A 17,940-nucleotide genomic window follows, 5' to 3' on the forward strand; every position below is an offset into this window, starting at 1 on the left:
GTCAGAACACGTCCTGTACGAGCGAGAGGGCCTGTTCACGGTCCTCCCACGGAACGAACACGGAGACCGATGTTGCGGACGTAATCACGTCGTAGAGATGGATGTGCGCGTCGGCAAGCGGTGCGACGACCTGGTGAGCCAGCGCCGACTGGCTGGGGTCGCCGCCGGTGACGCGGATGACGGCGATATCGTCCTCGACAGTGACTGACGAGAGCGTCTCGTCGTCGACGATACGGGCGTGCAGCAGTGCTTCGGCCTCCTCGGCGTCGTCTTCGTCGACGTAGAACGTCAACGAGTCCATGCCCGAGGAATTGGCCTCGATGTTGATCTCCTCGTCAGCGATAGCGCCCGACAGGTCCGCGAGGATGCCCGGGCTGTTCCGGATAGCGCGGCCGGCGACGGTCACGCAGGCGATTGGCTGTTCCTGCAGGTCGATCAGGTTCTGGAACTCGCCTTCTATTGAGGTGCCGCCGGAGAGCAGGTCGCCGTGCTGGTAGTGGACGACGCGAACACCGAGGTCGTCGCTCTTGTACGACAGCGCCGACGGCGCGACCACCTCGGCTCCGCGGAACGACAGCGAACGGAGTTCGTCGACGGATATTTTGCCGACGTTCCGAGCACCCTCGACGACCCGTGGGTCCCCGGTCATGACGCCCTCGACGTCGGTGACGATGACGACTTCGTCGGCGTCCATGTAGTCGCCCATCATCACGGCGCTCGTATCGGAGCCGCCACGGCCAAGCGTCGTCACGTTGCCTTGGTAGTCCTGTGCGAGGAAGCCGGTGATGACCGGGACGACGTCCTTGAGCTGGCCGGCCAGCGCGTGGGCGCGCTTCTGTGTCTCCTCGACGTCGACCTCGCCGTACTCGTCGGTGATGATCGGCCAGTCCTCGCTGCCGGGTTCGAGGAAGACCGCCTCGATGCCCCGGGCGGCGAGCGCGCCCTTGAGCATGCGGACGGAGGTCCGTTCGCCCATCGAGACGATTTCCGCGCGGTCCGCGGAGTCGGCGTCGTAGTTGATCTCATCGAGCAACTCGTCGGTCGTGTTGCCCATCGCCGAGGCGACGACCGCGACCTCGTGGCCCTGCTGGACGGCAGCGGCAATCGAGTCCGCGGCCCGGTTGATTCGGTCGCCGCTACCGAGACTCGTCCCACCGAACTTGGCGACTACGCGCATGCTACCACCGTGCCCGTGTGTACGTGAACCATTGCCCTCGCGTTATCCGTCGCTCGGGATAACTGTGTTCATCTGTGACCGCGTCTCACTGTCGACAGCGGCAGTAGATTCCGTCGTGCGAAGCCCTGTTGGCACGAAGGCGGGGACAGTCCGGAGCGTCCGACACACCGTTTATTTGCGTGGGGTTCCCACGCACATGTATGGATATCCGCGACGCTATCGAAGACGACGCCGAACGACTGGCCGCCCTCGCTGACGGGCCGCCGGACGTGATGCGAAACCTCGTCCACGACCGTACCGTCCGCGTGGCCGAGGAAGACGACACCATTGTTGGGTTCGTGAGTTTTGACGCCGAGCGTGGGACCGTCCACGTGACGCAACTGGCCGGGTCAGGCAACGCCTGTGAGAAGCTCCTGACAGACCCGATTGAGTTCGCACGTCGAGAACACATGACCGTCGAACTCCTGCTCCCGGAAGACGAATCCGAAGTCCGAGCCGCCGTCGAGGCCGTCGGGTTCGCCTCGACCGGAAACGGTCCCCGGTTCGATGGGCAGGCGACGACACGCTACCGGCTGGAGCCAGAACGGGCGGAGCACTGACCGAGTCGAGACGTCTCGTCGCCGTCCTTCTACGAACGGAATTTGCGGTAGAGATACGCGATGCCGAGACCGCCGGCGACCAGTGCCGGGACCAGCGGCGCGTCGGCGGCCTTCGACACCTGTCGCCGAACCGTTCCGGTGACCGACGACGGTTCTTCGATGAGGTCCAGCACGGCCTCAGTGCTGTTTGCGACCGGCTCCGGCTCGTTCCCGGCTTCGGCGGCTGCCTCGGGGTCTTTGAGGAGATGGCCCGTGGTCAGGCAGACGACCGACTCGTCGCTGTCGACCTCGCCCTCCTCGCGGAGTTTCCGGAGACCGGCGACGGATGCCGCAGAAGCCGGTTCGACGCCGACGCCTTCCCCGGCGATGTCGCGCTGCGCTTCGGTAATTTCCTCGTCGGAGACGGCCACCGCAGTACCGCCGGTCTCCCGGATGCCCGGCAGCGCCTTCGGCGCGTTGACCGGGTTGCCGATGCGGATGGCGGTCGCGCGGGTCTCGACGTCGTCCCAGCGGCGGGTGTCCTCGTACCCCTCCTCAATGGCTTCGACCATCGGAGCGGCCCCCTCGGCCTGGACGCCGGTGAGTTTGGGCACCTGGTCTTCGGTTATCGCGCCGGCCTCGACGAGTTCGCGGAAGCACTTGTACAGCGCCGCGGTGTTGCCGGCGTTGCCGACCGGCAGGACGATGCGGTCCGGGTACTCGCCGTGGTCGGCGTAGAACTCCTCCATGATTTCCAGCCCGATGGTCTTCTGACCCTCCAGTCGGAACGGGTTCAGCGAGTTCAGGAGATAGGCCTCGCCGCGGGCGGCGAGGTCCTGCACGATGTCGAGACACTCGTCGAAGTTGCCGTCGACTTCGAGAATCCGGGCGCGGTGGAGGCTCGCCTGCGCGATCTTGCCGGCCGCGACCTTCCCTTCGGGCAGGAGCACGAGCGTCTCCATGCCGCCGCGTGCGCCGTAGGCCGCAAGCGCCGCGGAGGTGTTGCCGGTCGAGGCACAGGCCAGTCGGTCGACACCGACCTCCTGAGCGACCCGGACACCGACAGTCATGCCGCGGTCCTTGAACGAGCCGGTGGGATTCATCCCCTCGTGTTTCACGCGGAGCGCGTCGACGCCGATGTCGTCTTTCAGGCGGGGCATCTCGTGCAGCGGCGTGTTGCCCTCGGGGAGCGTAACGCCTTCCTCGAAGGGCAGGGCAGCGTTGTACCGCCAGACCCCCGAGCCCTCGAACTCGTCGAAGGTCGGCAGATCGTCGTAGCGGACCTCAAGCAGGCCATCACAGTCGTCGCAGGTGTAGCGAATCGCGTCGAACGGAGCGAACGTCTCACCACACTCGATGCAGGCCAGCCAGACGCCGTCGTCGGCAACCGGCGGCACGTCGTCGGTGAGTTGCAGGTCAGCCATTGTCGGGACCATGCTCCCAGTATGCAAAAGTCGGACGGTTGTCGGCCATCCCATCGGCGCTCACGGGGCGGTGCTCTCACTCGCCGGGGCTGGCGTCGAACTCGTCGATGCGGTGATGGACCGCGGCAGTCCACTCGTCGAGGGTCTCGTGCATCAGTTCGCGGGCCTCCGACAGCGGTGTCGCGGTGTACTGGTACACGTGGCCACCGCCGTCGAGGAGGCGTCGTTTCCGCGTCGCAAGCCCCTTCTCGCGGAGCGTCGACAGCGACCGGTTGACGTTCGAGCGGTCCCGGCCGAGTTCGTCAGCGAGTTCCTCGACAGTGCTTGCTGGTGTCTCAAGCAATGTCTGATACGTCCGTACTTCGTGTTCCTGAACACCGAAGACTGAGGCCATCACATCCGAAAGCTTCGGTTCGTCGTCGACCATCAGCTCGTGGGACTGGTCCGGAGAGGGGTTGACAGACATACCAGGCTGTACTGTGTGGACTCGGATAAACAGGGCCGTTACCTCGACCTCACCGGCCCGGAACCGGCGCTGAGCGGACGCGGAGCGGGCGGTCGGGTCACCAGCAGTCCTGTGTGAAACGTTGCCAACCAAACCGAAAAGGGCAGTGTTTCGGGTGGAAAACTGCCCCGGAACGGTCGTCGACACCGCCGGGCCAACCGCCACTCCCACTCGGGGCCCAAACGCTAACCACGAGACGCCCGTGGGTCTGACCATGGGTTCGGGACCACTCTCAGAGACAGCCACACTCGTTACCGGAGCGAGTTCGGGTATCGGCGCGGCAACCGCTCGGAAGTTGGCACGCGACGGAGCCGACGTGGCACTGGTCGCCCGCCGGGAAGACCGCCTCACTGAACTGGCCGACGAAATCACCGCCGAGCACACCGTCGACACCCAAGTGGTGCCGGCCGATGTTAGCGACCGGACGCAGGTCACGGCCGCTGTCGAGTCCACCGTCGACACGCTCGGCTCGCTGGACGGGGTCGTCATCAACGCCGGGGTTGGCCGCGGCTCAGACGTGGAGACGCTGTCCGACGAGCAGTACCGGACGATGATGGAGGTCAACGTCGACGGCGCGTTCTATACCGCCCGCGAGTCGCTGCCGCATCTCCGTGCTGGGGCAGGGTCACTCGTGTTCGTCGGGAGCTTCGCCGGCCAGTATCCCCGGCCGTTCAATCCTGTCTACGCCGCGACGAAGTGGTGGCTCCGCGGGTTCGCCCACAGCCTCGCCGGGCAGGTCGGCGACGACGATATCGGCGTCACCGTGGTCAACCCTTCAGAAGTCCGGTCTGAGTTCGGCTCCGAGGACGGAACCTCGTTCAACGAGCGGTTCGACCCGGGCGAGGTGACCGAACCAGAGGAGGTAGCCGACGCGATCGCCTTCGCTATGCGACAGGAGCCACCGACCACCATCAACAGTATCGACGTGTTCCGACGGGACAAATTTAGTCACTTTTAGCCCACCACCTTTTTCAGCGTCGGGTTCGCGCGAAGCGCTCCTGGAAAAACGTGGGCGAAAAAGGCGCGAATCGCTCCGCGATTCGCGTGAAACCGCGCGCCGACGGCGCGCGGTACAGCGGGCTCGCCACAGACCGCTTCCGCCCGGCTAACCGTTCTAAATGTTCGGGCCGACCGATTCTACGCCTGCTCAGACAGCCACACGAGTAGCCCTTTCTGGGCGTGCAGCCGGTTCTCTGCCTGGTTCCAGACGACGGCGTTCTCCGACTCGATGGCGTCGTCGGTGACTTCCTCGCCGCGGTGGGCGGGGAGGCAGTGCATGAACGGGCGGTCTCCGAGCAGGTCCCTCGTAATCTGGAACCCCTCGAAGTCCGCCAGTTTCTGCTCGCGTTTGTCCTCCTGGCCCATGCTGACCCACACGTCAGAGTACACCACGTCAGCGTCAGCGACGGCCGCTTCGGGGTCGTGGGTGGTCTCGGGCGCGTTGCCGAAGGCGGCGGCGCGGTCGGCCACGTCGTCGGCGATGCCGTAACCCTCCGGCGTGGCGACGGTCAGGTCCAGCCCGACCATCGCCGCGCCGATGACGAACGACTGGCAGACGTTGTTGCCGTCGCCGACCCACGCCACGGACACGTCCTTGAAGTCGCCGAACTCCTCGCGGACGGTCAGCAGGTCGGCGAGCGTCTGGCAGGGGTGGGCGTCGTCGGTCAGGCCGTTGATGACTGGCACGTCGGCGTACGCGGCCAGTTCCTCCGCGTCGGCGTGGTCGAACACGCGGGCCATGATGAAATCGACGTAGCGGCCGAGCGCGCGGGCGGTGTCCTTGACCGGTTCGCCGTGGCCCAGGTGGATGTCGTCGGGGCCGAGAAAGACGGCATGGCCGCCCAGTTGCGTCATGCCCGTCTCGAAGGAGACCCGGGTCCGCGTCGAGGGTTTCTCGAATATCATCCCGAGCGTCTGCTGGTCGAGCAGGTCACTCGTGCTTCCCTCGCCGTGGTCGGCTTTGATGGCCGCGGCGCGGTCGAGGACGGTGGCCAGTTCGTCGGTCGTGAGGTCATCGACGTCGAGTATATCCATGTCAGTCCTCCAGCATGCGTTCGGTCGCGGTTTCGAGCACTGCAACGGAGCGGTCGTACTCGTCGAGCGGGAGGTGCTCGTTCGGCGCGTGGTCCAGATCAGAGTCGCCGGGTCCGTAGGTCACCATCGGACAGTCCCACGCCTTCGCGTAGACGTTCATGTCGCTGGTGCCGGTCTTGCGAAGTAGTGTGGGCTCGCCACCCTGCTGCCGAATCGCGGCCCGGAACGCCCGGGCGGCGCTGGTTCGGGGGCTCTGCATCACCGGCTCGACCTTGTCGTCCCAGTTGACCGTGCCGTTCTCCAGAAATCCGTCGGCGATTTCGCGGATCTCGCTGGTACTGTACTCCGGCGGGACCCGCAACTGGACGTCCATCGTCGCCTCGACGCTCAGCCCGTCGGTCGACGTGCCGCCCTTGAACTCGACCGGCTTGCAGGTGACGCGCTCGAAGACGGGGTGCCACTCGTCTTTGGCGAACTCGTCTTCGACAGCGGTCCACCAGTCGATGGCGTCCTGAATGGCGTTGTTCTCCGGGCGCGAGGAGTGGCCGGACTCGCTCGTCGCGACGTAGGTCCCGGCCAGCAGACCGCGGTATCCCAGCGTGATGCCCTCCCAGCCGGACGGCTCGCCGTTAATGACGGCCCCCGGTGCCGACTCGCGGTCCTCGACGAGGAACCGGGCACCGGTCGAGTCGACCTCCTCACCGACGACGCCGACGAAGGAGGCCCCGGTGCGGACGGCCGCGACGGCCATCGCACACAGCGGCCCCTTCGCGTCGACGCTACCGCGGCCCCACAGCACGTCGCCCTCGTCGGTCTCCTCGACGCGGACCGGGATGTCGCCCGGCACGGTGTCGATGTGGGAGGTGAGGAGGACGCTGTCGTCGGCGGGCGCGCGGACGTTGCCGACCTCGTCGAGCCACGCCTCGCGGTCGTGGGACTCGAAGAACTCGACGAGTCGCTCGGCCGCCTCCGCCTCGTTCCGCGAAACCGATGGGATACGGACAACTGCTTCGAGTAGGTCGCGGGCCTCTGTGTCGGCCTCGCGCGTCGCGGCTTCGCTCATCCCACCACCTCTGCCATCGCGTCGACGACGGCGTCGGCGTGGGCCTCGTCGATGGTCAGCGGCGGGAGCAGGCGGACCACGGTGCGGCCGGCCGGCAGCGCGAGCACCTGGTGGTTCAGGGCGAGCTTCTTCAGCGCCGCGTTCGCGCCGCGGCCGACCTCGACGCCTATCATCAGGCCCTCGCCGCGGATGTCCCGCACGTCGTCGCCGATGGTCGCTTCCAGTTCAGTCAGGAGGTAGTCGCCCATCACGGCGGCGTTACCCGGCACAGAGTCCTCAATGATAGTCGAAACGGTCGCGCCGGCAGCGGCGGAGATGACCGGCCCGCCGGAGAACGTCGAGGCGTGGGAGCCGTAGTTCTCGGCGATCCAGTCCCGACACAGCGTCGCACCGATGGGGAGGCCGTTTCCGAGGCCCTTCGCCGCGGTTATCATGTCCGGCGCGACGGCGGCCCGCTGGGAGTTCCACAGCGCGCCGGTCCGTCCCATACCTGTCTGGACCTCGTCGAAGATGAGCGCCGCCCCGGCGTCCTCGGTAATATCCCGGGCGGCTTCGAGGTAGCCGTCGGAGGTGGGGTTGATGCCGCCCTCGCCCTGGACCGGTTCGACGATGAACGCGGCGGTGTCCTCGTCGACGGCCTCGGCCAGCGCCTCGCTGTCGTCGTAGGGGACGAACTCCACGTCGCCGATGAGCGGCTCGTAGGGCTTCTTGTACTTGTCCTTCCAAGTCGTCGCCAGCGCGCCCATCGTCCGGCCGTGGAAGCCCTGCATCGTCGCGACGATTTTGGAGTTCCCCGTGGCCGAGCGGGCGAACTTCAGCGCCGCCTCGTTGGCCTCGGTCCCGGAGTTACAGAGCCAGGTCTTGTCGATGGGGTCCGGCGCGGTGTCGGCGAGCAGGTCGTACAACGCCGTCCGCTCGGCGTTCGGGTACGACGCCTGGACGTACGTTATCTTCTCTAGCTGCTCGCTGACGGCGCTCTGGACCGCCGGGTGCTTGTGTCCCAGCGGGACACAGGCGTAGGACGCGCCCATGTCTAGGTACTCTGTGCCGCTGTCGTCGTAGACGTAGGCACCGTCGCCGCGTTCGATCTGGATGGGTTTCTCGTTGAAGACGAATCCGCTCATGTGTCTGTGTCCTCCGTTTGTTGGTCTGTGAGTGCGTCGGCGTAGACGTGCGTGCCGCCGCCGTCGAGCGCCGAGAGAATCGGTGACTCGGCGTTGGCGTCAGCCACGACCGCCTCGGTCGCGCCGCCGTCGAGGGCCTCCTCGACGGCCATTATCTTCCGGCCCATGAAGCCCTCGGCCGCGTCTTCGAGGGCGTCCCAGTCGGCCGCCGTCTCGACCGATTCGATTAGCGTCGACGGGTCGTCGGGGTCCGCGTAGACGCCCTCAACGTCGGTCAGGAGGACCAGCGTCGCGTCGAGTTCGCCGGCAATCGCCGCGGCCGAGCGGTCGGCGTCGGTGTTGACCGGAATTACCTCGCCGTCGTCGTCCCCGGCCATCGGCGGCGCAGCCACCGGGGTGTAGCCATCCGAAAGCAGCGATTCCAGCAGGTCGCCGTTGACCTGCTTGATCGTGCCCGAGTGGTCGCCACGGCGGATTTTCTTCGTGCCGTCCTCGACGACCCGCACCGCGGACTTCCGTGGTCCGTAGAGCAGTTTGCCGTCGACGCCGTTGAGACCGACCGCGTCGACGCCCTCGCTCTGGAGCCCGGCGACGAGCTGGGTGTTGAGGTGACCGAAGGCCATCTCGAACACCTCTATCGTGGTCTCGTCGGTGAACCGGCCGACGACGCCCGACGGCGTCTCGACGTACTCCGGTTCGACGCCGAGCCGTTCGAGCGTCTTGTCGACTTTGGTCGAGCCGCCGTGAACCACGACGACCCGCTCCCCGTCGGCCACTAACGATGCCACGTCCGCAAGCGCCCCCGCGGGGTCGACCGCGCGAGCGCCACCGACTTTGATAACGACTGTCATAGAAAATCACTCCAGGGGTTACGGTGCGCCGACGGGGTGGAGCCCCTGGAACTCCAGGCCCGCCGTCTCTTCGATGCCGAGGGCGACGTTGGCCGCGTGAACGGCCTGTCCCGCCGATCCCTTCATCATGTTGTCGATGGCCGAGAACACGACCAGTCGCTTGTTGCCGGGGTCGAGTTCGAAGCCGACCTCGGCGCGGTTCGTGCCCGCGACCGACTTCGGTTCGGGGTAGCGGTAGACGCCGCCACCGCCGGCGACGAGTTCGACGAACGGTTCGTCCTCGTACTCGCCGCGGTAGGCTCCCCAGAGGTCGCCCTTCGAGACGGGGCCCTCGGGGAAGACGTGACAGGTCGCGCTCGCGCCGCGAATCATGTCCACCGCGTGGACGGTGAAGGACACGTCGATGCCGAGGAACTGCTGGATCTCGGCCTCGTGGCGGTGGCCCGTGGGCGCGTACGGGCGGACGACGCCCGAGCGTTCCGGGTGCGAGGAGGCCTCGCCGCCGCCGGCCCCGCCCTCGCTGGAGCCGACCTTCACGTCGACGACGACCTGCTCGTCGCCGCTCAGGATGTCGGCCTCGAACAGCGGGAGCAGGCCAAGAATCGTCGCCGTGGCGTTACAGCCGCCGGAGGCGATGAGGTCCGCGCCGTCGAGGTTCTCGCGGTTGAGCTCCGGCAGCGCGTACTCGCTCTCTTCGAGCAGGTCCGGGCGCGTGTGCCCGTCGTACCACTCGTCGTACTGGGCCTCGGAGTCGAGCCGGAAGTCCGCCGAGAGGTCGACGACCGTGCCGGCGGCCTCCTGGAAGCGGTCTATCTGCTCCATCGAGACGCCGTGGGGCGTCGCGGCGAACAGCACGTCCACCGATGCCAGATCCTCCGGCGAGGAAAACCGGAGGTCCGAGTGCCGGAGGTTCGGGTGCGAATGCCCGATCGTCTTGTTCTCCTTCGAGCGGCTTGTCGCCTGGTCCAGTTCGAACTCGGGGTGGCCATCGAGCAGGCGGAGCAGTTCCCCGCCCGTGAAGCCGGAGCCGCCGACGACGCTTGCCGTGTAGGTCACGCGAGCCACCTCCGGTGGCGAGCGTGATGTCGCTGGTCGCAGCCCGCGGTGCGAAGCGAGCGGGAACGTCCAGCGGAAGTCATGCCGTCACCTCGGCGTCAGCCTCGGTCGCCGCCTTGGTTTCGAGCCAGTCGACGACCTTCGCGGGCACGTCCACGTCCGTGACCTCGTTCAGCGCCTTGAACTCAACTGTGTGGTTCACCTCGTGGACGGTGTAGTCCTCGAACTCGCGCGCTCGCGGCTGGTCGGCCTCGCTCTCCGATACCCCGACCTCCATCAGGTCGATACCCAGCAGGCCGCCACCGACGGCGTCGGAGGCCTTCTCGACCAGTTCCAGCGCGCGGTCGTCCAGTTCGAACTCGGCGGTCTCTGCGCCTTTGGCGGCGTTGGTGAGCCAGTGGTCCGAGGAGCGGACCATCGCCGCGATGGGCTCGCCGTCGACGGCCAGCACGCGCATGTCGCGGCCGGGCTTTTCGACGAACTCCTGCACGTAGAATATCTTGTGCTCGTAGTGGCCGAGCGTCTCCTTGTGTTCGAGGATGGCCTCGGCGGCCGAGCGCGAGTCGATCTTCGCCATCAGGCGGCCCCAGGAGCCGACGACCGGCTTGAGGACGCAGGGGTAGCCGAACTTCTCGATTGACTCCAGCGCGGCGTCCTTGGTAAAGGCCACGTCGGTGTTGGGCGTCGGCACGCCCGCGGCCTCCAGCGCGAGGCTGTTGTTGACCTTGTCCGCACAGGTGTCGGCGACCTCGGGACCGTTGACGACCGGCACGCCGTAGGCCTCCGCGAACTTCGTCGCGTACACGCTACGACTGGTCGCCAGACAGCGGTCGACGACGATGTCCAGATCCTCGAAGGCCTCGGGGGCCTCGTGGATATTGAACTGCTGTTTGCGAACGTCTATCTTCTCGATTTCGTGGTCGCGCTCGCGCAGTTCCGACAGGAGCAGCTTCTCGTCCCGGCGGATGCGCGAGTAGAGGAGTCCGACTTTCATACTGAGTCCTCCGTGGGTTCGCGGCTCGCAGCGTCGAGCGCCACGGTCACGTACGGCGCCGAGCGCCGCGCCACCGCGAACACCTCACTCACCCCAGTCCTCTTCGAGCTCGGGTGCGCTGTCGAGCTCGACAGGGTCGGCGCCAACGACTTCCAGTTCGGCACCGCAGGTGGCACAGTCAACGATCTCTCCGACTTCGAGGTTGTCGTGCAGGGACACGTCCGCCCCACACTCGATGCATTCTGCCATTGTAGTTCATCCTGTGACAGGGACACACTTAAAGCCTTCGAACATATCAGAATATTGAATTAGATATACCACGCTCTAATGGTATCAAAGCCCTATATCCGCCACGTCTCTGAGTTGTATATCAGAATTATGGTATAATTGTCCCACGAGGGGACGGTGGTCGCTCAGACATATCGGTCCACCTCCGTCTGGCGGCGGTCAGCCGCCTGTGAAACCGCCTGCCGGCGGGCAGTCAGTGCCTCGCTGTCGGCGGCGAGAGCGTCCTCAGCCACCGACACCTGCTCGACAACGGCGTCGGGATCCGGCCCGCCGCGAGAGTCCCGCATGGCGACACTTTCGGCGGGGTCGAGTGCGGCCACCAGCGCGTCGCGGTCAACGTAGGCTGACAGCGGCTCGCCCAGCACGTCCTCGGCGACGGCCGACAGCGCCGCGTAGTCGGGCGCGTCCTCGTCGGCCGCCAGTCCCGCCGCGGCCTCGGCGACGACCTCGTGGGCCGTCCTGAAAGGGACGCCGGTCATCGCCAGCAGGTCGGCCACGCCGGTCGCGGTGGCGAACCCGTCGGTGGCCGCAGCTGCGAGGGTCTCGGCGGGCCAGTCGGCGGTCGCAACCGCGCCAGCGGCGACTTCCACACTCTCGGTGACGCTGTCGATGGCGTCCCAGGCGTGGCGGCCGGCACGCTGGAGGTCGCGGTTGTAGGCGCGAGGCTGGCCCTTGAGGTTGGTCAGCAGGCCGTTCAGCCCGGCGACGGCGTCGCCTGTGCGCCCGCGGACCAGTTCCAGTGTGTCGGGGTTCTTCTTCTGGGGCATGATCGAGGAGGTCGAGGCGTAGTCGTCGTCGAGGTCGACGTGGCCCTTGCTCGCCATCACGACCACGTCCTCGGCTAGCCCCGATAGGGTCGTCGCCAGCGTGGCGACGGCGCTGGTCGTCTCAACGAGGAAATCACGCGTCGCCGAGGCGTCCATCGAGTTCTCTGCGACGCCCTCGAACCCGAGGAGTGCAGCGGTACGCTCACGGTCCACGTCGAAGGGTGTCCCCGCAAAGGCGGCCGACCCCAGCGGGTTCTGGTTGACCCGCTTGTATGCATCCAGCAGCCGCGCGGTATCGCGCTGGAGTGCCTGTTCGTAGGACAGGACCCAGTGAGCGACTGTCGTCGGCTGCGCGGGCTGGAGATGCGTGTAGCCCGGCATCACCGTCTCGCGCTCGGCGCGAGCCACCTCAATGAGTTGCTCGCGGGCCCCGATAACGGTCTCCATGAGGTCCAAAATGTCCGCGCGCAGGCGGTAACGGATGCAAGCCGCCACCTCGTCGTTGCGCGAGCGAGCGGTGTGCATCTTCCTGCCCGACTGCCCGACGCGGTCGATGACGGCGCTCTCGATTGCCTCGTGGACATCCTCGCCGTCAGGCAGCGCACCGTGGCCGGCGTCCTCCACGTCCGCCAGCGCGGCCAGCACCTCGCCGGCCGTCTCGCGGTCGATGATCTCCTGTTCGGCCAGCATCACGACGTGGGCGCGGTCAACCGCGAGGTCGGCCGCGAAGATACGCTCGTCGTCCGACAGCGAGGAGAGGAACGACCGTGCCGGCCCGCCAGCGAAGCGGTCGCGGCGGACGACCGTCTCGTCGCCGCCGTCCGCGTCTGCCGCGGCATCGCCGCGGTCCGCGTCCGCCGTCTCGTGGTCCTCGCCGTCGCTCATTCGCTTACTCCTCCGTGGCCCCGCTCGCGTCGTCGGATTGGTCGCCGCTGCCGTCCGTGACAGCAGCGCCCTTCTTCACGTCGTCGAGAATCTTGTTCGCGAGGCGGGACTGGAAGCCGTGGTACTTCGCGACGCCGGTCGCGTCCTGCTGGGTGATACCGCCGGAGACGTCCTCCTCGTTGAAGGAGGCCGCCGACTCGCTGTAGACGGCGTAGTCGGACTCACGGGAGACGGCGCGGCAGTGCCCGCCTTCGAGTTTCACGGTGACGGTGCCGGTAACGCGCTCGTTCGTGTCGTCGATGAACGCTTCGAGCGCGCCCGTCAGCGGCGCGTCGACGAGGCCCTGGTAGGCCTTCTGGGACCACTCCTGGTCGACCTGGGCCTTGAACTGGCGCTCCTCCTGCGTGAGGACGAGCCCTTCGAGCGCTTCGTGGGCCGTCAGAAGCACCGTCGCTGCGGGGTGCTCGTAGTTCTCTCTTACTTTGAGCCCGAGCATGCGGTCTTCCATCATGTCCGTGCGGCCGATGCCGTGGGCCCCTGCCTGTGCGTTGAGTTGCTCGATGAGTTCGACCCCGTCGAGTTCCTCGCCGTCGACAGCGACGGGAACGCCTTCCTCAAAGGTGATTTCGACCAGTTCAGCGTCCTTGTCGGAGGGGTTGTCGGTCCACTTGTAGATGTCGTCGTCGGGGATGGTGCTCGGGTCTTCGAGTTCGGAGCCCTCGATGGAGCGGCTCCAGAGGTTCGTGTCGATGGAGTAGCGACCGCCATCGCCGCCCTCGACGGGCAGGCCCTTCTCCGCGGCGTACTCGTTTTCCCACTCGCGGGTCAGCCCAAGTTCACGCACCGGCGCGATAACATCGAGGTCCGAGTCGCGCCAGACGGCCTCAAAGCGCAGTTGGTCGTTGCCCTTGCCAGTACAGCCGTGGGCGACGGCCGAGCAGCCCTGCTCTTCGGCGACCGAGAGAATAGCCTTGGCGATGACCGGGCGCGCGAGGGCAGTTCCGAGCGGGTAGCCCTGATAGTCGGCGTTGGCCTTGACGGCCTCCATACAGAGGTCAGCGAACTCCTCGGTGGCGTCGACGACGTGTTGTTCGACGCCCAGCGCCTCGGCAGTCTCCTCGGCCTCCTCGAACTCGTAGTCGGGCTGGCCGACGTCGACGGTGACGCCGATGACCTCGTCGTAACCGTACTCCTCTTTCAGCAGCGATACGCAGACTGTCGTGTCGAGCCCGCCGGAAAAGGCGAGTGCGACGGTTCCGTTTCCTTCTGGCATGGATGTGTTCTGCATTGGTTCCGTGGTGTGCCTGTCGGTTTCTCGATCAAACACCAGATCGAGTATCCCATCGAACCGACGACGACGGCGTCTAGCGACGAAACGAACCTGTCGAGTGAAGAGTAAGTAGTAGTGGGCCTAGAAACGGCCCGGTCGTCGTCGTCGTGGGGAGAAACGGAGGGACCCCTCGCTATCCGCAGCGAGCGGCGTGGAGCGAGAGGTCCGCGTCATGTATATTCTGCTGTGTGACTCGGGTACTAATAGTTTCCGTGTTCACAGTGTCGTGTGCATGGTCACCAAACACAGTCCCTCATAGCCATCACGTCGCCCGTAGCGGCCAGGACCGCCAGACAGACTGGCGTGTGCCGAAGTGTAAGCAATGTACTCGCCGTCTCTCTGGCTATTGGCCAGCGGCGGTGGTATCAGACCCGACACCCGGCGACTTTGTTTCGCCCCCGCTGGTGGCCGTCTCATTGGCTGGCGTCGTATCGGTGTCGTCCGGCCGTTCACTCGCCGGAGTCCGCTCCGGCCCACCTTCCGGACGGTCGCCTACTTCGGTTCTGTTCGCCGCTTCGGGGCCACGGTCGCCGGCAACGTCAGGTCGAGCCTGCTGTCCGACGTTCGGCCCGGCGATGCCCTGCGCGACAGCGGCGACTTCCGGCCCGCTCAGCTCGCTCGCGCGCTGTGAGAGAGTCTTGATCGCCGCCGCGTCGATGCCTTTCTGCTCCAGCGCTTCGGCGGGAAGCTGGCTGGCGGTTTCGTTCGTCTCGTTTGCCAGCCGCTGGACGTTCTTCGTCTCGGCATGGAGCTGTGCAGCCTTCGCTCGGTACTCGCCCTCGCTTATCGAGCCGTTCTGGCGGGCTTGCTCCAGCGCCTGCTTTCGCTGTTGGAGTTCGTCCAGTCGGGCCTCGGAGTCGTTCACCTGCTCGGCGACGACGGACGCCTTCGCAGCGTCGGTGTTCGCCCTCGCGACGCGGACCCCGAACGTTCGTGACTGGACCTCACCGTCCAGTTCGGCTCCCTGCACGCTGACGACGCCCGCCAACTGTGCGCCGGGGGGCGTCGCATTCTCATCTGCCTCTTCGGCCACCGTTTCAGTCTCCTGTGCCATCGTCACGGCGGGCACCGCGGCGAGCGTGCTCACCACGAGCACCACTGCCAGCAACACCGGGGTCGCTCGTCTCATTACACCCATTGCTTGGCTCTCCAACATCCTATAAATAGGCGTCTATAAAGCCAGGTTAGCACCGATTAAGCCGGATTAAAACCGCAATACAGGAGTGGTTTTGATCCGCAATCCCTACTGAACGGTCGACAGATTTATTATCGGGTTTCGTCACCGCTGTCGGTTCCGTCGCTCCCGTCACCCTCTCCACCAGTCACGTCAGTGTCCGGCAGCGTCACCACGTTCTCTCGGCCGATGCGGAACGTTTCTACCTTCTCTTCCTCGCGCAGGCCGCCGATGACCTGGCTCGTCTTGGCGTCGGTCCAGTCGAGTTCGCCGGCCACCTGCTGTTGCTTGAGCCGCCCGCCGTTCGATTCGAGCAGTTGCAGGACCTGTTCTTCGTTACTCAACAGTTCGACCGGCGGTGTGCCAGCGTCAGCGTCCGTGCCGGCAGCGGACTCCGCTTCGGGATCATCCGAGTCTACCATCGACGCCGGCGGCTCGGCCGGCGCATTGCCGTTAGGGATGCCGTACCGCCGAAGTGCGTACACCCCGGCAGCAATGCCGACCAGCGCGAGAATCCCACCGATAAAGAGCCCGTTCGACCCGCTGTCACCGCCAGCGCTGTCCCTCGGGTTGACGACCACTCGCGGCTCGGCTTCCCCGAACGTCTGTTGGCCACGCCAGGTGACAGAGGCGTTCCCCCGTTCGTCGGCCTGCGGTGCAACGGAGTCAGCCTGATAGTCCGCTGGCCAGCGGAGGGTCAGTGAGGTTTCACTGTCCAGAAACAGCCCCGAGAGCGCGTCGCCGATCTCGACGCGGTCGCCGGAGACGTTAGCGAAATTCGTCCACTGGAACCGATAAGTGATGACGCCGTACGTCTGGCCGAACGTCTCTTCGCGCGCACTCGCAGTGGCGTTTTTGACAGCCATCTCGCGGCCAGTCGTGTTCTCCGCGGCCCCGGCAGTGCGTTGCATCCGACGCTCAAAGCGGTCCGTGTACGCCGCCGGGTTGGCCTGGATATCCGTTCGCAGGTCCTCGAACGCTTGCGTGGTGTTGTCGTCGTCCAGCCGAAGTCGGTAGGCGACCGTCGAGTCAGCGGTCCCGTCGGGGTTCACGTCAGCGGTCATGACGACCACGTCCGCATCGACAGACTGCTGGCCGAGACTGCCGAAACCTGCCCCGGTCGCTGTCGGGACAAGCAGTGCTACCGCGACAAATACGACGACCAGTGTTTCAGGAGTCCAGCCCATCCTACCGCGGCTATCCCCTCGGCAGGTATATCGTTTATTGCCGATTGAGTGAGCTGACACTCTAAAGCGTTACAACCCAAGCCGTATCCGTTCCGGAGCCGAAGTCAGGGGCTACTGCGGCCACAAGGGGTTTGCCCCGCGAGGAAGTCCTGTCGAGCATGGACAGAGCGAAGCTCGACGTGGACACTCTGCTGAAGATTGTCCTTGTCCTCATTGTCGTCTGGTTGGTGCTCGAAATTATCGGCGGGGTTCTAGGGCTGTTGGGTTGGCTTCTGGGACCACTCCAACCGATACTCGGCGTGGTGCTGGTCGTCCTCATCGTCCTGTGGCTGCTTGACCGGCCGTAGGACCGCGCTCTTTTTCTCGACAGCAAGCGACCCGCTCACTGTGTACAGCATCAACGTCCCACTCCCGTCAGCAGTCACGTCGCTGGCCGCCGACCTTGCGGCGGACCTGCCGCTCGCACAGCGACGGGGACGGGGTGAGCACACGCTGGTCGCCAAGCGGCTGGGTGACGGCGACCACGCGGCCTACGCGCGACTGGAAGCGCAGGGGCGCGAAGTGCTTCGCGGCCAGCCGGCGTTCGAGGCGGAGATTTCAGAGATCGAACAGTTCGAGACAGCCGCGACCGGCCCGTCACCAGTAGTGTACCTCGCCGTCGAGAGCCCGGGGCTGGTCGGTTTACACGAGCGGCTCTGCGAGCGCTTCGATCCCGTCGACGAAATGGAAGGCGACGAGTACGTCCCGCACGTGACCGTCGCCCGCGGCGGGGACCGCGACGCGGCCGCGCGGCTGGTCGAGCAGGGTATCGACCCGATCCGGTGGACCGTCGACGAACTCACCTTCTACGACGCCGACCGGAACCAGCCGGTCAGCCGGGTGTCGCTGCCGGCGTGACAGCGGTCGGTCTCCGTCCATCGTGGCGAACAGGCGGCACGCGTCAGTCCCGGTGCGGTGTGCCGCACAACCGCTCAGCGCGCCGGGCCGTAGCTACGTCACAGCGGCCGTGGTCTCGGCTTCGGATATAAACGGTTGGACCGAAAGCAATGCTTTTGGAGCGGCCTGCCATCCACTACAGATATGGATTACCGCGAAGTCGACAGTACGTCCGAGTTCGTCTGCCGACTGGAGCACGGTGGGGACTGGCGCGCGCAGATCGAGGCCTTCGCGGACGAACAGGGCATCGACGCCGGCTTTTTTTACGGGCTTGGGGCAGTGCAGGACGCGGAGCTCATGTTCTACGACCAAGACCGGACCGAGTACGACTCGCTGACCTTCGACGAACCGCTTGAGGTCGCCGCTTGCATGGGCAACATCTCGCATCTCGACGGGAAGCGGTTCGCCCACACCCACGCCGTCCTCTCCCGGCCCGACGGCGAAGCGATTGCCGGCCACCTGAACGCCGGCACCGTCTGGGCGGGCGAACTGTACGTCCGCGGATTCGATACAGAACTCAAGCGGGAGCACGACGAGCCGACCGATCTGGACCTCTGGGATATCTAA

Annotated in this window: 19 protein-coding genes; 5 read left to right on the plus strand and 14 right to left on the minus strand. The window is 66.0% G+C overall.

Annotation, left to right across the window (positions count from 1 at the left end; translation table 11 throughout):
• Window position 1 precedes the first annotated feature (1 nt).
• A complete protein-coding gene (locus D3D01_RS08860; RefSeq protein ID WP_101351349.1) occupies window positions 2-1,177 on the minus strand; it encodes an aspartate kinase in 1,176 nt (391 codons plus the stop codon).
• A 200-nt stretch (window positions 1,178-1,377) separates the two neighbouring features.
• On the opposite strand from D3D01_RS08860, the gene D3D01_RS08865 reads away from it, so the two are divergent.
• On the plus strand, window positions 1,378-1,776 hold the full coding sequence (locus tag D3D01_RS08865; RefSeq protein WP_101351350.1) for a hypothetical protein: 399 nt from the start codon (window positions 1,378-1,380) through the stop codon (window positions 1,774-1,776).
• 29 nt (window positions 1,777-1,805) lie between these two features.
• On the opposite strand, the gene thrC is transcribed toward D3D01_RS08865, so the two are convergent.
• Window positions 1,806-3,191: a threonine synthase gene (thrC, locus tag D3D01_RS08870; RefSeq protein ID WP_121511943.1), complete on the minus strand. Its 1,386-nt coding sequence runs from the start codon at window positions 3,189-3,191 to the stop codon at window positions 1,806-1,808.
• Window positions 3,192-3,255: 64 nt separating this feature from the next.
• Window positions 3,256-3,645 (minus strand): helix-turn-helix domain-containing protein, encoded by a 390-nt coding sequence (locus D3D01_RS08875; RefSeq protein ID WP_121511944.1) that lies wholly within the window; start codon window positions 3,643-3,645, stop codon window positions 3,256-3,258.
• A 253-nt stretch (window positions 3,646-3,898) separates the two neighbouring features.
• On the opposite strand from D3D01_RS08875, the gene D3D01_RS08880 reads away from it, so the two are divergent.
• Window positions 3,899-4,642, plus strand: coding sequence for an SDR family oxidoreductase (locus D3D01_RS08880; RefSeq protein WP_121512100.1), 744 nt, complete (start codon window positions 3,899-3,901; stop codon window positions 4,640-4,642).
• Between the two features lie 179 nt (window positions 4,643-4,821).
• On the opposite strand, the gene argF is transcribed toward D3D01_RS08880, so the two are convergent.
• From argF to D3D01_RS08935, 11 genes are all read right to left on the minus strand, one after another.
• Window positions 4,822-5,718, minus strand: coding sequence for an ornithine carbamoyltransferase (gene argF, locus D3D01_RS08885; protein ID WP_121511945.1), 897 nt, complete (start codon window positions 5,716-5,718; stop codon window positions 4,822-4,824).
• Window position 5,719: 1 nt separating this feature from the next.
• The gene (locus D3D01_RS08890) at window positions 5,720-6,781 is read right to left on the minus strand and encodes a [LysW]-lysine hydrolase (protein ID WP_101351355.1); all 1,062 of its coding nucleotides are present in this window, start codon (window positions 6,779-6,781) and stop codon (window positions 5,720-5,722) included.
• Window positions 6,778-7,905: an aspartate aminotransferase family protein gene (locus tag D3D01_RS08895; protein ID WP_121511946.1), complete on the minus strand. Its 1,128-nt coding sequence runs from the start codon at window positions 7,903-7,905 to the stop codon at window positions 6,778-6,780. The genes D3D01_RS08890 and D3D01_RS08895 overlap by 4 nt, the downstream gene beginning before the upstream one ends.
• Window positions 7,902-8,756: an acetylglutamate/acetylaminoadipate kinase gene (locus tag D3D01_RS08900; protein ID WP_121511947.1), complete on the minus strand. Its 855-nt coding sequence runs from the start codon at window positions 8,754-8,756 to the stop codon at window positions 7,902-7,904. Before D3D01_RS08900 ends, D3D01_RS08895 begins: the two co-directional genes overlap by 4 nt.
• A gap of 18 nt (window positions 8,757-8,774) precedes the next feature.
• Complete coding sequence (gene argC, locus D3D01_RS08905; protein WP_121511948.1) at window positions 8,775-9,812, minus strand: N-acetyl-gamma-glutamyl-phosphate reductase; 1,038 nt, start codon at window positions 9,810-9,812, stop codon at window positions 8,775-8,777.
• Window positions 9,813-9,891: 79 nt separating this feature from the next.
• Window positions 9,892-10,806 (minus strand): lysine biosynthesis protein LysX, encoded by a 915-nt coding sequence (lysX, locus tag D3D01_RS08910; protein ID WP_121511949.1) that lies wholly within the window; start codon window positions 10,804-10,806, stop codon window positions 9,892-9,894.
• Between the two features lie 84 nt (window positions 10,807-10,890).
• Window positions 10,891-11,055 carry a lysine biosynthesis protein LysW gene (gene lysW / locus D3D01_RS08915; protein ID WP_004959888.1) on the minus strand — a complete coding sequence of 55 codons (165 nt, stop codon included), beginning with the start codon at window positions 11,053-11,055 and terminating at the stop codon, window positions 10,891-10,893.
• A gap of 164 nt (window positions 11,056-11,219) precedes the next feature.
• Window positions 11,220-12,746 (minus strand): argininosuccinate lyase, encoded by a 1,527-nt coding sequence (gene argH, locus D3D01_RS08920; RefSeq protein ID WP_121511950.1) that lies wholly within the window; start codon window positions 12,744-12,746, stop codon window positions 11,220-11,222.
• A gap of 4 nt (window positions 12,747-12,750) precedes the next feature.
• A complete protein-coding gene (locus D3D01_RS08925; protein WP_101351495.1) occupies window positions 12,751-14,019 on the minus strand; it encodes an argininosuccinate synthase in 1,269 nt (422 codons plus the stop codon).
• A 400-nt stretch (window positions 14,020-14,419) separates the two neighbouring features.
• Window positions 14,420-15,205, minus strand: a complete 786-nt coding sequence (locus tag D3D01_RS08930) for a hypothetical protein (protein WP_198560202.1) — start codon at window positions 15,203-15,205, stop codon at window positions 14,420-14,422.
• 137 nt (window positions 15,206-15,342) lie between these two features.
• Window positions 15,343-16,437, minus strand: a complete 1,095-nt coding sequence (locus D3D01_RS08935; protein WP_121511951.1) for a hypothetical protein — start codon at window positions 16,435-16,437, stop codon at window positions 15,343-15,345.
• Window positions 16,438-16,595: 158 nt separating this feature from the next.
• Here D3D01_RS08935 and D3D01_RS08940 point away from each other — a divergent pair, with 158 nt between their 5' ends.
• The 3 genes from D3D01_RS08940 to D3D01_RS08950 all read left to right on the plus strand — a co-directional run bounded on the left by D3D01_RS08940 (window position 16,596) and on the right by D3D01_RS08950 (window position 17,940).
• Window positions 16,596-16,784, plus strand: coding sequence for a hypothetical protein (locus tag D3D01_RS08940; RefSeq protein WP_121511952.1), 189 nt, complete (start codon window positions 16,596-16,598; stop codon window positions 16,782-16,784).
• A gap of 40 nt (window positions 16,785-16,824) precedes the next feature.
• Window positions 16,825-17,334 carry a 2'-5' RNA ligase family protein gene (locus D3D01_RS08945; RefSeq protein ID WP_121511953.1) on the plus strand — a complete coding sequence of 170 codons (510 nt, stop codon included), beginning with the start codon at window positions 16,825-16,827 and terminating at the stop codon, window positions 17,332-17,334.
• Between the two features lie 183 nt (window positions 17,335-17,517).
• On the plus strand, window positions 17,518-17,940 hold the full coding sequence (locus D3D01_RS08950; RefSeq protein ID WP_101351363.1) for a PPC domain-containing DNA-binding protein: 423 nt from the start codon (window positions 17,518-17,520) through the stop codon (window positions 17,938-17,940).

The sequence above is a fragment of the Haloarcula sp. Atlit-7R genome, assembly GCF_003666065.1.
Taxonomy (GTDB): Archaea; Halobacteriota; Halobacteria; order Halobacteriales; family Haloarculaceae; genus Haloarcula; species Haloarcula taiwanensis.

What these genes read in the sequence shown, in the direction of transcription:
- D3D01_RS08860 (WP_101351349.1), bottom strand. Translation starts at nt 1,177, where the DNA reads ATGCGCGTAGTCGCCAAGTTCGGTGGGACGAGTCTCGGTAGCGGCGAC.
- D3D01_RS08865 (WP_101351350.1), top strand. Translation starts at nt 1,378, where the DNA reads ATGGATATCCGCGACGCTATCGAAGACGACGCCGAACGACTGGCCGCC.
- thrC (WP_121511943.1), bottom strand. Translation starts at nt 3,191, where the DNA reads ATGGTCCCGACAATGGCTGACCTGCAACTCACCGACGACGTGCCGCCG.
- D3D01_RS08875 (WP_121511944.1), bottom strand. Translation starts at nt 3,645, where the DNA reads ATGTCTGTCAACCCCTCTCCGGACCAGTCCCACGAGCTGATGGTCGAC.
- D3D01_RS08880 (WP_121512100.1), top strand. Translation starts at nt 3,899, where the DNA reads ATGGGTTCGGGACCACTCTCAGAGACAGCCACACTCGTTACCGGAGCG.
- argF (WP_121511945.1), bottom strand. Translation starts at nt 5,718, where the DNA reads ATGGATATACTCGACGTCGATGACCTCACGACCGACGAACTGGCCACC.
- D3D01_RS08890 (WP_101351355.1), bottom strand. Translation starts at nt 6,781, where the DNA reads ATGAGCGAAGCCGCGACGCGCGAGGCCGACACAGAGGCCCGCGACCTA.
- D3D01_RS08895 (WP_121511946.1), bottom strand. Translation starts at nt 7,905, where the DNA reads ATGAGCGGATTCGTCTTCAACGAGAAACCCATCCAGATCGAACGCGGC.
- D3D01_RS08900 (WP_121511947.1), bottom strand. Translation starts at nt 8,756, where the DNA reads ATGACAGTCGTTATCAAAGTCGGTGGCGCTCGCGCGGTCGACCCCGCG.
- lysX (WP_121511949.1), bottom strand. Translation starts at nt 10,806, where the DNA reads ATGAAAGTCGGACTCCTCTACTCGCGCATCCGCCGGGACGAGAAGCTG.
- lysW (WP_004959888.1), bottom strand. Translation starts at nt 11,055, where the DNA reads ATGGCAGAATGCATCGAGTGTGGGGCGGACGTGTCCCTGCACGACAAC.
- argH (WP_121511950.1), bottom strand. Translation starts at nt 12,746, where the DNA reads ATGAGCGACGGCGAGGACCACGAGACGGCGGACGCGGACCGCGGCGAT.
- D3D01_RS08925 (WP_101351495.1), bottom strand. Translation starts at nt 14,019, where the DNA reads ATGCCAGAAGGAAACGGAACCGTCGCACTCGCCTTTTCCGGCGGGCTC.
- D3D01_RS08930 (WP_198560202.1), bottom strand. Translation starts at nt 15,205, where the DNA reads ATGAGACGAGCGACCCCGGTGTTGCTGGCAGTGGTGCTCGTGGTGAGC.
- D3D01_RS08935 (WP_121511951.1), bottom strand. Translation starts at nt 16,437, where the DNA reads ATGGGCTGGACTCCTGAAACACTGGTCGTCGTATTTGTCGCGGTAGCA.
- D3D01_RS08940 (WP_121511952.1), top strand. Translation starts at nt 16,596, where the DNA reads ATGGACAGAGCGAAGCTCGACGTGGACACTCTGCTGAAGATTGTCCTT.
- D3D01_RS08950 (WP_101351363.1), top strand. Translation starts at nt 17,518, where the DNA reads ATGGATTACCGCGAAGTCGACAGTACGTCCGAGTTCGTCTGCCGACTG.